Origin of the sequence: Acidovorax sp. A1169 (assembly GCF_030704685.1) — a bacterium.
Taxonomy (GTDB): Bacteria; Pseudomonadota; Gammaproteobacteria; order Burkholderiales; family Burkholderiaceae_C; genus Acidovorax.
This window is the reverse complement of record NZ_JAUZDX010000044.1, coordinates 1-11,972: the sequence shown is the minus strand read 5'-3', so window position 1 is coordinate 11,972 and position 11,972 is coordinate 1. Positions and strand designations below refer to the sequence as shown.

Annotated in this window: 8 protein-coding genes and 2 pseudogenes; 5 read left to right on the top strand and 5 right to left on the bottom strand. The window is 62.1% G+C overall.

Translation table 11 applies throughout. The features are described 5' to 3' along the window. Positions 1–4: 4 nt before the first annotated feature. The 5 genes and pseudogenes from QYL93_RS32070 to QYL93_RS31430 all read left to right on the top strand — a co-directional run. Positions 5–256: pseudogene (locus QYL93_RS32070) on the top strand (hypothetical protein); the annotation flags it as partial. Between the two features lie 210 nt (positions 257–466). Then, positions 467–3,448 (top strand): GH36-type glycosyl hydrolase domain-containing protein, encoded by a 2,982-nt coding sequence (locus QYL93_RS31445; protein ID WP_305747362.1) that lies wholly within the window; start codon positions 467–469, stop codon positions 3,446–3,448. Continuing rightward, positions 3,435–5,111: a phosphoglucomutase (alpha-D-glucose-1,6-bisphosphate-dependent) gene (gene pgm / locus QYL93_RS31440; protein WP_305747361.1), complete on the top strand. Its 1,677-nt coding sequence runs from the start codon at positions 3,435–3,437 to the stop codon at positions 5,109–5,111. Before QYL93_RS31445 ends, pgm begins: the two co-directional genes overlap by 14 nt. Positions 5,112–5,146: 35 nt before the next feature. Beyond that, complete coding sequence (locus tag QYL93_RS31435; protein WP_305747360.1) at positions 5,147–6,397, top strand: glucoamylase family protein; 1,251 nt, start codon at positions 5,147–5,149, stop codon at positions 6,395–6,397. A 20-nt stretch (positions 6,398–6,417) separates the two neighbouring features. Then, the gene (locus QYL93_RS31430) at positions 6,418–7,944 is read left to right on the top strand and encodes a mercuric reductase (RefSeq protein ID WP_305747359.1); all 1,527 of its coding nucleotides are present in this window, start codon (positions 6,418–6,420) and stop codon (positions 7,942–7,944) included. A 36-nt stretch (positions 7,945–7,980) separates the two neighbouring features. Here QYL93_RS31430 and QYL93_RS31425 read toward each other — a convergent pair. The 5 genes and pseudogenes from QYL93_RS31425 to QYL93_RS31405 all read right to left on the bottom strand — a co-directional run. Further along, positions 7,981–8,232: pseudogene (locus QYL93_RS31425) on the bottom strand (class I SAM-dependent methyltransferase); the annotation flags it as partial. Positions 8,233–8,284: 52 nt separating this feature from the next. Beyond that, the gene (locus QYL93_RS31420) at positions 8,285–9,838 is read right to left on the bottom strand and encodes an IS66 family transposase (protein WP_305747358.1); all 1,554 of its coding nucleotides are present in this window, start codon (positions 9,836–9,838) and stop codon (positions 8,285–8,287) included. A gap of 78 nt (positions 9,839–9,916) precedes the next feature. Next, a complete protein-coding gene (gene tnpB / locus QYL93_RS31415; RefSeq protein WP_192422449.1) occupies positions 9,917–10,252 on the bottom strand; it encodes an IS66 family insertion sequence element accessory protein TnpB in 336 nt (111 codons plus the stop codon). Continuing rightward, positions 10,249–10,632 carry a transposase gene (locus QYL93_RS31410; protein WP_305747357.1) on the bottom strand — a complete coding sequence of 128 codons (384 nt, stop codon included), beginning with the start codon at positions 10,630–10,632 and terminating at the stop codon, positions 10,249–10,251. The genes tnpB and QYL93_RS31410 overlap by 4 nt, the downstream gene beginning before the upstream one ends. 73 nt (positions 10,633–10,705) lie before the next feature. Beyond that, entirely contained in the window at positions 10,706–11,881 is a 1,176-nt protein-coding gene (locus QYL93_RS31405) for a cyclopropane-fatty-acyl-phospholipid synthase family protein (protein WP_305747356.1), read from the bottom strand. Positions 11,882–11,972 lie beyond the last annotated feature (91 nt).

Here is an 11,972-nt window from a genome sequence, read left to right as displayed (position 1 = left end):
GTTCATGCGTCGGGCACGGGACCCCGGTGAATCTGTCACCTGGATGTTCCATCTGTCGTTATCCGAGCCGCAAGCCGACAAACAGATCTCCTACGAGACAGACCGGATGCGGTTCATTGGGCGCGGGAGCAGCACTACGAATCCAGTGGCACTATCTTCCCGCGATCGCCTTTCAGGCACGGCTGGTGCCGTGCTTGACCCAGTCGCTGCAATTCAGTCAAGTCTGACGCTTGAAGCGGGTCAGTCTGTTGACTTTGACTTGGTCACTTGCATAGCGCACAGTCGATCCGCATGCATTGCGCTGATCCACCACTGCCGAGCATTCGGTTTCGCAGATCGCACCCTCGCTGCTGCAGATGTGAGGGCACTTGATGCGCTAAGTCGGCTTGGCTGCACTGAAGTGCAGGCTGCGCAGTACGCGGACCTGGCTTGGTCAGTTTTGCACGTCGATCAGGCGCGGCGAGCCATGCCTAGCGTGCTGGCCTCGAATAAGCAGGGTCAGTCCAGTCTTTGGCGCTTTGCGATTTCCGGCGATCTTCCGATCGTGGTGCTTACCATCGAAGACGCCGCCCACCTGGAGGTTCTACGGCAGCTATTGCGGGCACAAGACTTTTGGCGCCGGCACGGAGTTGTCGCGGATGTAGTGGCTATAGTTGGCTCAAAAGAGGCCGGGCAGGTGGCTCAAAGAGCGTTGGTGAACACTGCAATGACCCTTGTCTCGTCTACAGATGCGATAGCGATGGTGGGCAAGAGCGGCGGCGTGTTCCTGCTCGCAGCAGCCGATGTACCAGAGTTCGACAGCGTGCTGTTGCAGTCGGTCGCACGTGTAGTTATGCACGCGCGTGACGGTTGGCCCAGCTTGCCTGCTGGTGCGCCAGTTGCAGCGCGGACGCCGAGCATTCTGGCTGCGGTAGGGGCATCGGAAACCTGGCCAATGCCTAGTTTGCCGGTGACGTCGGGACTGTTACCTTCAAAGATCAAGGCCAATCTGCTGTTCGCTAATGGACTGGGCGGCTTCAGCGCAAATGGCAGTGAGTACGTTGTCACGTCTCGACCGGGTTGCATGACTCCGTTGCCATGGATCAACGTGCTGGCCAATCCATCCTTCGGCACCCTCGTCTCCGAGAGCGGTAGCGCCAGCACATGGAGCGAGAACGCGCAGCAGTTTCGCTTGACCCCTTGGTCAAACGACCCGGTCAGCGACCCTAACACTGAAGCTTTCTATATCCGCGACGAGGATAGCGGGCAGTTCTGGTCGCCAACGCTACAACCTTCGGCGTCGACCGATGCCAGCGCTGGCGAACATGTCGCGCGGCATGGGTTTGGCTACAGCGTTTTCGAGCACACAGCCCATGGCATTGAAAGTACGTTGACGACATTTGTGGCCATCGATGCCCCAGTGAAGTTTGTCCTGCTACAACTGCATAACGTGTCCGGCCGCGCGCGACGCCTATCAGTAACCGGCTATGTTGAATGGGTGCTGGGAGAAGCGAGGCGTACATCTGCGATGCACGTCGGCACCGCTTTGGATGCCTGCGGAGCGCTGTTCGCTTGCAATGCGTACAACACCGACTTCACGGGCTACACCGCATTTTTCGATGGCCATGCCGAGGGAGCAGGCTCCACGGCTCGCAGCCAGTGTTGTGATCGACTTGCTTTTTTGGGTCAGCACGGCAGTTTACGCGCGCCTGCCGGGATGTTGCAAACGCGTCTGTCTGGCTCGGTGGGCTATGGGCTGGATCCGTGTGCAGCGATCCGATTGCCCGTGGATCTGGCGGCAGGCCTAACGCAGTTTTTCGTTTTTCGACTAGGTGCTGGTTCCACTGCCGACGAGGCGCGCAAGTTCGTGAGAGGTACGGAAGGTCTGACCTCAGCTCGAGAGGCACTTGCGGCGGTTCGAAGGCATTGGGATCACACACTTGGCGCGGTTAAGGTGAAAACCCCTGATCAGTCGCTAGACATCATGGTCAATGGCTGGTTGGTTTACCAGACGCTGAGCTGCCGCCTTTGGGCCCGTACAGCGTTCTATCAATCCAGCGGCGCATTCGGGTTTCGGGATCAGTTGCAGGATGTAATGGCGCTGGTCCATGCCGCGCCAGAGCTCGTTCGGGAGCATCTTCTGCGCAGCGCTGCGCGTCAGTTTTCCGAGGGCGATGTGCAGCACTGGTGGCATCCGCCATCAGGTAGCGGCCTGCGCACCCGGTGCTCCGACGACTATCTTTGGCTGCCACTTGCAACCGCCCGATACCTCCAGGTGACAGGAGACATCAGGGTACTTGACCAACCCGTGCCTCTCGTTGAAGCACCGGCTTTGCGGAGGAGCGAGGTTTCAAGCTACGGCAAACCTGTGACTTCCATCGAATCAAAGTCGCTCTACGCGCATTGCGTGCTCGCTATTGAGCACAGTCTGCGTACCGGCGCTCACGGGCTGCCACTGATGGAGTCGGGTGACTGGAACGACGGCATGAACTTGGTCGGGGTGGAAGGCCGCGGCGAAAGCGTCTGGCTTGCCTTCTTTCTGTACGGTGTGCTCATGCAGTTCGTTGACGTGGCAGGGCAGCAGGGCGATGCACTGATGGTGGAGCGCTGCCGCACCGAGGCAGAGCGTCTGCGCGAGGCCATCGAGCGCAGCGGCTGGGACGGCGACTGGTATCGCCGTGCCTGGTTCGACGACGGCTCCCCGCTGGGAACGTCCGGCAATGCCGAATGCAGCATCGATTCGGTAGCCCAGAGTTGGGCCGTGCTATCCGGGGCCGCCGATCCGCAACGCGCCCGTCAAGCGATGGCGGCAGTGGACCGCTTGCTGGTGGACCGCGAGGCCGGCCTGGTCCGCCTGCTTGCCCCACCTTTTGACCACTCCAGCCCAAGCCCCGGCTACATCCAGGGTTACGTGCGCGGCGTGCGCGAGAACGGAGGCCAGTACACCCATGCAGCGGTGTGGTCCGCGATGGCCTTCGCGGCGCTGGGCGAGCAGTCGCGGGCGTGGGAAATCTTCGATATGCTGAACCCGGTGCGGCATGCCCTGTCCGCCCGGGCTGTGGCCACCTACCAGGTCGAGCCCTATGTGGTAGCGGGTGACGTGTATGCTGTGGCGCCGCATATGGGACGCGGCGGCTGGACCTGGTACACAGGTTCGGCCGGTTGGCTGTACCGGTTTGCCGTAGAGTCGCTGCTCGGCCTCGATGTTAAGGCCGGAGTGCTGAGCCTGGCGCCGCACATGCCTGAGGACTGGAACACATTCCAGCTCACTTACCGCTTCGGCGCGACGAACTACGACATCAAGGTGTCGCGTGCATCAGACGCATCCACTGGCCCGCCGTGCGTCACTTTGGACGGCATTGTCATGGCCAACGCCGCAATTTCTCTGGTCGATGACCGGCGCAACCATGCAGTAGAGGTTCGCATAGCAGCCCGCCAGGTGATGGACAGTCTAAATGCCCCAGCCTGACCGCCCCTACGTCAGTCCGTTGGCCGGTCAAGCCGCCCCCCAGTCCGTCTTGATCGACGTGCCAAAGCTCGTGACGACCTACTTCTCTGACCGGCCCGACCCCGGCGTGGCCGCGCAGCGCGTGGCCTTCGGCACCTCGGGTCACCGCGGCTCGGCTCTTGACCGATCATTCAACGAATGGCATGTGCTGGCGCTCACGCAGGCCCTGTGCGACTACCGTAAGGCCAGGGGCATCATGGGGCCGCTGTTCCTGGGCTTCGATACCCACGCACTGTCGGCGCCGGCCAACGCCAGTGCCATCGAGGTGCTGGCGGCAAATGGTGTCGAACTGATGCTGGCCACTAACAACGATTACACGCCGACACCCGCCATCTCGCACGCCATCCTTACTCACAACCGCGGGCGCGACCTTGCAACCGGTTCCGGCCGGGCCGACGGTATCGTCATCACGCCCTCGCACAACCCGCCACGCTACGGCGGCTTCAAGTACAACCCTCCCCACGGTGGCCCGGCCGGAGCAGACGTCACCGACTGGATCGAGGCCGCAGCAAACGGCTATCTACAAGCGGGGCTGTCGGGCGTGAGGCGCGTGGACCTCTCAGCTGCGCTGCTTGCCCCAACCACGCACCGCCACGATTACCGCAGCGCCTACGTCGCCGATCTGGCGCAGGTTGTCGATATGGACGCGATCCGCCATGCCGGGCTGCGCCTGGGCGCTGACCCGCTGGGCGGCTCAGGCGTGCACTACTGGGCCGCGATCGCCGAGCACTACCGCATCAAGCTTGATGTGATCAGCGACACGGTCGACCCGACCTTCTCCTTCATGACGCTGGACTGGGATGCGCAGATCCGGATGGACCCGTCGTCGCCCTTTGCGATGCAGCGGCTCGTTGCGCTCAAAGACCGCTACGACGTCGCCTTCGCCTGTGACACGGACCACGACCGCCACGGCATTGTCACGCCGGGGCAGGGCTTGCTGCCGCCAAACCATTACCTTTGCGTAGCCATTGAACATCTGTTCCGCCACCGGCCGCTGTGGGGGGCCGCGGCGGCCGTCGGCAAGACCGTGGTCAGCACGCAGTTGATCGATCGCGTAGCCAAGCGGCTAGGTCGCAAGCTCTTCGAGGTGCCGGTGGGCTTCAAGTGGTTCTCGGTCGGCCTGCTGGATGGCAGCCTAGGTTTCGCGGGCGAGGAGAGTGCGGGCGCGAGTTTTCTGCGGCGTGATGGAACGGTCTGGACCACTGACAAGGACGGCATAGCCGCAGCGCTGCTGGCCGCCGAGATCACGGCCATGGCAGGGCGCGACCCCGGGCGGCTCTATGGCGAATTGACCGGCCAGCTTGGTAACCCCGTAGCTCGGCGAATCGAGGCCGCCGTCACGCCTACGCAGCAGCAGCGCTTGGCAGCGCTGTCGCCGCAGGAGGTCATGTCCACCGATATGGCCGGTGAGAGGATCGACGCCATCCTCACGCAGGCCCCCGGCAATGGCGTGGCCATCAGCGGCCTCAAGGTGAGCACAGCCAACGGCTGGTTTGCCGCGCGACCATCCGGCACAGAGGACATCTACAAGATCTATGCCGAGAGCTTTCTTGGTACCGAACACCTGCAGCGCATCGTGGAGGATGCGCTAGCCATCGTCGATGCCGCGATCGGACCCGCGTGAAAGCCGCGTGGTCGCTGACCCGCGCTGACGAACGCATGCTGGATACGCTGCAGCGCCAAGCTTTCGACTATTTTCCCACCTACACCCACCCTCGTACCGGGCTGGTCGCTGACACATCTCGGCCAGGCGCACCGGCGAGCATCGCGGTTGTAGGCTTCGCGTTGTCGGCCTACCCCGTTGGGGTGGAACGTGGTTGGATCGGCAGGGACGAGGCTGTCGGGCATTGTCTTGACGTGCTGCGCTTCTTCGCGGGCAGCGATCAGTCTGGTGCGGTCGATGCCACCGGTTGGCGCGGCTTCTATTTTCACTTCCTGAACAGCGAGACGGGCCTGCGCGCTTGGGCGTCGGAGCTATCGTCCATCGACACCGCGCTGTTGATCATGGGCATGCTGACTGCCGCAGCCTACTTCGATGCCGCCACTCCGGCCGAGACCGAGCTGCGCAAGCTGGCCAATACCCTCTATGAGCGTGTGAACTGGAACTGGTCGGAGCACGACGACGACGCTGTGGCGCTCGGGTGGAAGCCAGAATGCGGCTTCCTGAACTACGGCTGGCAGGGCTACAGCGAGGCCATCGTGCTGTACGCCCTGGGACTTGGCGCGGCAAGCCACCGGTTGACCGCTGCAAGCTTTGAGGCATGGACCGTGACCTACCAGTGGGAGAACATCTATGGCATCGACTTTTTGTACGCCGGCCCGTTGTTCATGCACCAGTTTTCTCATGCTTGGATTGACTTTCGCGGCATCCGCGACCGGTTCATGCACGAGAAAGATTGCGACTACTTCGAGAACAGCCGGCGCGCCGTACAGGTGCAGCGGCAGTACGCGATCCGTAACCCTCGCGGCTTTTCTGGCTACGGTCAAGACTGTTGGGGGTTGTCTGCCGGAGATGGCCCCAGCGTCGAGCCAAAAGTGGTGGCCGGGCGCCGGCAGGCCTTTTACGGCTACGCCGCCCGCGGCGTTCCGTGGGGGCCGGACGATGGCACTCTCAACGGAGCTTGTATGGTGGCATCCCTAGTCTTCGCCCCAGAGATCGCGCTACCCGCGTTGCGCAAGCTGGTAGCCGAGGCCAGTCCGGGAGCCCGCGCGGTGCACGCAAGCGGCGTAAACGCCACCGCTGGCGGAGAAATGGCCTGGATCTCCGAGGGTGAGTTCGGGCTGGACCAGGGCCTGATGGTGCTAATGATCGAGAATTTCCGCAGCGGCCTGCTGTGGCGGCTGACCCGGAGCATTCCATGCCTGCGAGCTGGCCTGTTACGCGCAGGCTTCACCGGTGGGTGGCTCTAACTGAGCTACCAGCTATCCCAATGCCATTCATTCCTTCTGCTGGCGCACCCCCACATTCTGCGGAGCCCCATGACGCCGAACGCATCGCCAACACCCGGCCGATTGGCTGGCGCAGTCCCAAGCCGCTTCCCCTATACCACCTGGTCGTGATCGGTGGGGGGCCTGCCGGCTTGGCTGCAGCGCGCTCCGCAGCGAGCCTTGGCGCCAACGTGGCACTGATCGAGCGCCACGAACTCGGCGGAAACTCCTTGAACGATGGCTGCATTCCCTCCAAATCCTTGATCCGTACCGCGCGGTTGTTGGCCGACATGCGCAATTCGGTGAACTTCGGAGTAGCCTCGGCAGGTGAGACGCCCTTCGATTTCGCCGGGGCGATGTTGCGCATGAGGCGCGTAACGGCTCGTATAAGCCGCAGCGACGCGGCCATGAACCTGGCGCGTGCAGGTATTCACTTGTTCTTTGGTAGAGCGCGCTTCACTGGGCCTGACGCCATCGATGTAGATGGCATGCCACTGAGCTTCGGCAAAGCGCTGGTCGCCACGGGCTCGCGTTCGATGCTACCCGACATTCCTGGCCTAGCCGAAGCCGGCTTCCTGACCAACGAGACGGTGTTCGAACTGCAGACCCTGCCAAAAAGCCTAATGGTAATTGGGGGAGGGCCGCTTGGATGCGAACTGGCTCAAGTGTTCGCCCGCTTTGGATCGCGCACGCTGATTTCGCACAGCGAGCCGCTTTTCCTGCCACAGGAAGAACGCGATGCCGCCCAGATGGTATCTGACGCGCTAGCACGCGATGGCGTGGAGATACACCTCAACAGCACAGTGACCGGGGTGCAGACGGAAGGAGGCATGAAGCTGATCAACCTGGTCAACGACGGAAACACCGCCAGCACGCGCGTTGACGCGATCTTAACGGGAATCGGGCGTGTGCCGGCTGTGCAGGATCTGGAGCTGGAGGTCGCTGGGGTGGCCTACGATGCGGATAGCGGGGTCCACGTCGACGATTTTCTGCGTACCAGTAACCCGAGGATTTATGCGGCGGGGGATGTGTGCCTCGGAAACAAGTTCACCAACACCGCAGAGGCTTCTGGCCGAATGGTTGTACGCAATGCACTACTATTGGGGCACGACCGGATCAGCGCGCTCACGGTACCGTGGTGTACCTACACCGACCCTGAGGTCGCACACGTAGGGCTCTATGTAAGGCAGGCGCGGGAGCAGAAGATTCCCATCAAGACCTTCACGATCCCAATGCACGATGTAGACAGGGCGATCGCCGACGGCGAGGAAGAAGGCTTCGTGAAGATCCATGTGCGTGAAGGCAGCGACTCTATCCTGGGAGCGACCATTGTGGCCCGCCATGCTGGGGAGATGATCAACAGCATTTCGCTGGCGATGGCAGCAGGTGTTGGGCTGCAGACACTAGCCAGCGTCGTGTTCGCTTACCCGACCCAGGGCGAAGCCACAAGGCAGGCGGCCGATGCATATGCGTGGACGCTGTTGACGCCCAGGCGGCTTGGGCTGGTGCGCCGATGGTGGCAACGCTGAACTAAATAGGCCCGGCGGGATGACTACGCGAGTGCCTCATGCGATTCTTGCTGGAAGCGCGTAGAGGTGCCGACGGGTCAGTGGCAGCCCTGACATACCACCGATGCGTTTACACGCAAGCAGTTGGTAAACACCAATATCTCCTGACTCGAACTCAAGCGCGCAGGCGGCCATGTACAAGCGCCATGCGCGGTAGGTCGATTCACTAACGTGCTCTAACGCCTGTGTATGTTGCTGCTCCAGACGCGCTACCCAGTGCCGCAGCGTTAGAGCATAGTGGGGCCGTAAAGCGTAAGCGCGCGGCGAACACACGTTGCGCGAGCGGCAGATCGTCCGGCGGTTACGCAGTGGCGACGGGCGGCTGCCAGATATGGGGCAGCAGTTGGTCGATGTCGCGCGCCTTGTGAGTAGGCAGACGCGTGAGTACGTCCTTCAGATAGGCGTAGGGATCGTGGCCGTTGAGCTTTGCCGATTGGATCAAGCTGGTGATCGCGGCTGCGCGCTGACCAGCCAGTAACGTCCCGGCGAAGAGCCAGTTGCGCCGTCCGGTAGCCCAGGTCCTGATCTGCTGCTCGTCATGGTTGTTGTCGATGGGCAGAGCGGGATCGTCGAGGTAACGCGTCAATGCCTCCCAGCGCTTGAGGCTGTAGTCGATAGCCCTTGCCGTTGCACCGCCGTCCACAACCTTCGTGCGCTGGGCGGTAAGCCAGGCGTGCAACGCCAGCGTGATCGGCCGGGCACGCAACTGGCGCTGTTCGAGCCGCTGTTCGGGCGTCATGTCTTTCACTTCGCGTTCGATGCCGTACAACTGGCCGATGAACTCCACCGCTGCTGCGGCGATCACGCTCTTGTCGGTCTTCACCAGATCGACGAAGTACCGACGCGCGTGCGCCATGCAACCTGCTTCGGTGACCCCGCGTTCCCACAGCGCCTTGTACCCGCCGTAGTCGTCGCAGACCAGGCTGCCCTTCCAATCTCCGAGGAAGTTTCTCGCGTGCTCACCAGCGCGGCTGATCGTGAAGTCGTAGACCACCGCTCGCAAGGGCTCGAAGGCCCCTGCTGCATAGGCCCAGAGGTAGGCGCGATGGGTTTTGCCCTTGCCAGGCGCCAGCATCGCCACCGGCGTCTCGTCTGCGTGGACCACAGGGCAAGCCAACACGTGACGCTTCAGGGCATCCACCAGCGGCTGCAGGCGAACGCCGCATACGCCCACCCATGCAGCCAGGGTTGAGCGCGGGATGGCCAGGCCAGCACGGCCGAAGATCGCTTCCTGCCTGTAAAGCGGCAGATGATCCGAGTGCTTGGCCACCAGCACGTGCGCCAACAGGCCGGCTGTGGGGATTCCTTTGTCGATGATCTCTGGGGGAAGGGGGGCCTGCGTCAGCGTGCGACAGCCGCGGCACGCCCACTTGCCACGCACGTGGTTCTGCACGGTGAACACGCCGGGTGTGTAGTCGAGCTTCTGAGTGACGTCCTCCCCCACGCGCTGCAGCACGCAGCCGCACGCGCATGTCGTGGAATGCGGCTCGTGGCTGATCTCGACGTGAGGCAGGTCATGCGGGAGCGCCGCGCGCTTTGGGTGTGCTTGCTTCTTGTCGACCGGCGGTGGCGTCTGGAGTGTTTCAAGTTCGGCTTCAAGCGCCGCGATGTCGGCATCCACTGACTCGTCGAACAGCGCCTTCTGCTGCGCATTGAGCTGCTCGCTGCTGGCACTGAACTTCATGCGCCGCAACTGCGCAATCTCGTAGGCGAGCTTCTCGATCTTGGCGTCACGCCAGTTGATCTCTTGCTTGCTGCGCTGCACCTGCTCCAGCAGCCTGGTTGCAAGTTCACGCAGTTCGCTCTCGCCCAAGGCGCTCAGCTGTGAGGGATCGATCTGCAAGGCGTCAAGCATCGGCACCCAGTATCACTAAGCGCAAGCACATCGGCCATTGGCAGATCTACGGATTGCCCAGAACCTACCCTCCCGTGCCTACACCACGCTGATCACGCCAGCCTCTCCCAGGCGATGCCAAGGCAGGCCCAGGACGAGCGCATCAAGCTGCTCACGGGTGAGCGACTGAGGTGCGCCACACCCGCCCCCAGGCCAGACGAAGCGGCCTTGATGCAGGCGTCGCGCTGCCAGCCAGATGCCGATGCCATCGTGGACCAAGACCTTCAGCCGGGTCGAGCGCTTGTTGGCGAATACGTACGCATGGTGCGGTCGCGCGGCGCCAAAGACCTTCACGACCCGGGCAAGAGTTGTATCGGTTCCGGCACGCATGTCCAACGGCTCGATACACAGCCAAACCGCCTCGACGCGAATCATCGAAGCCAATCGCTCAGCCAAGCTGCGCAATCGCGGGCAGCGCTGGCGGGCCAGACCAGCGTTACCGTTGTGCCACCTCGCTGCAGCTCGATGCGGATGTCACCTTCAACGGTCGCTGCGGGCAGCGCAAGCGGCACGAACGTCGGGCCCGGCATCGGCACTTCGCGCGCAGGTTGCACATCCTTGGGCTTCGCTGGCAAGGCATGCTCCGCGTCGATCACCCATTTGCGCAGCATGTTCGCGTTCAAGCCATGTGCCAACGCCACCGCGGCCATCGATACGCCAGGGCGCATGCACTCCTGGATCACCGCTTCCTTGAACTGCGCGCTGTGCCGTCGCCGGCGACGCCGCCCCATCAAATCCATTCCGTAAGTGTCCATCTGTCCGCCTAAGTTAAGCGGACACGAGCCTCCTACATCGTCGCTGCCAAATCAACGTGTGTTCGCTGCCCCCTTACCGTAAAGCCTCCACATCGGCGATCTCGAAGCCTGCGTGTTCCATGCGTCGCTGGATGTTGCCCACGGTATCGAGTTCGCCAGCAGGAAAGATATACCGGTTTATGAACTCGGTCGAAAGCGTCTTCTTGTCCCATCCCTCCACGTAGTGGGTAATACCGTGATTCAAGAAAAGTCCGGCGGGCTTTAGAAGACGCTGAACAGTCGAGAAGTAAATAGGCAGGTTCTTGAGCCCTACATGTTCGAACATTCCAACGCTGGCGACCTTATCGTAAACCGCCTCGCCCGGTAGGTCGCGATAGTCCTGCAACGCCACGCTCACCCGGTCCTGAAGTCCCGCTTGCGCGATGCGGAGCGTAGCGAGTTCTAGTTGTTGCTGGCTGAGCGTGACACCGTGGGCATGGACGCCGTAATGCCGCGCCGCATGGATCATCAATGCTCCCCAGCCGCAGCCGATGTCAAGCAGTTGGTCTGAAGGATTGAGTTGCAACTTGCGGCAGATGTGATCAAGTTTCGCGTGCTGCGCCTGCGCAAGCGTTTCGGCTTGGCTTTCGAAGTAGGCGCAGGAGTACACCATCGACGGGTCGAGCCATAAGGCGTAGAAATCGTTTGACACGTCGTAGTGGAATGCGACGGCTGCCCGGCTCTCGTGGCGCGAGTGTCCTTTGACAGACACTACGCTCCTTCTGCTCTGCGTCGGCGAGGCCAAGGCTGCCCGACGGCTGATGACTTGCAGGCGTAGCGCCGGCAACAACGCGCCGAGTCGATCGCTCCAAGACAGGCGGATGGTATCGAGATGGTCCTTCAAGTGGAGTGCTGCGAAAAAGTCCCCTTCAATGTCGATATCGCCTCGTAAAAAGGCTTGGACGAGGCGCAGACGGTCACGACCGGCAACGATTGAGCTTATTGCATCCGGGCTGCGCAAGACCAGTGTGAAGGGTGGTTCAGGTTGCTCGCGAGCGCCGGCACCTAGTTGCAACGTAGTGCCATTCCACAGTCGCATTGCGACATGGCCACCAAAGCTGCGGAATAGACCTTGTAGCAAGGCCGTCGCTTCCTTGATGCCGACTAAAGTGGGCGGACTGGAGGGAGACTCAGTGTTTGCGGCTTCCGGGGTGGATGAGTTCGAGCTTGTGGCTTCCATCGGGGTCTTTCTATTTTCAGGCGGGTCCATTTGGGTCCATCCAGGCAGCCTGTGCTCCAGCGTAGTTCAGCGGTGAGTCGTTGGTCCGTACGAAGGCGAACACAACGGACTGCCGTTCGAA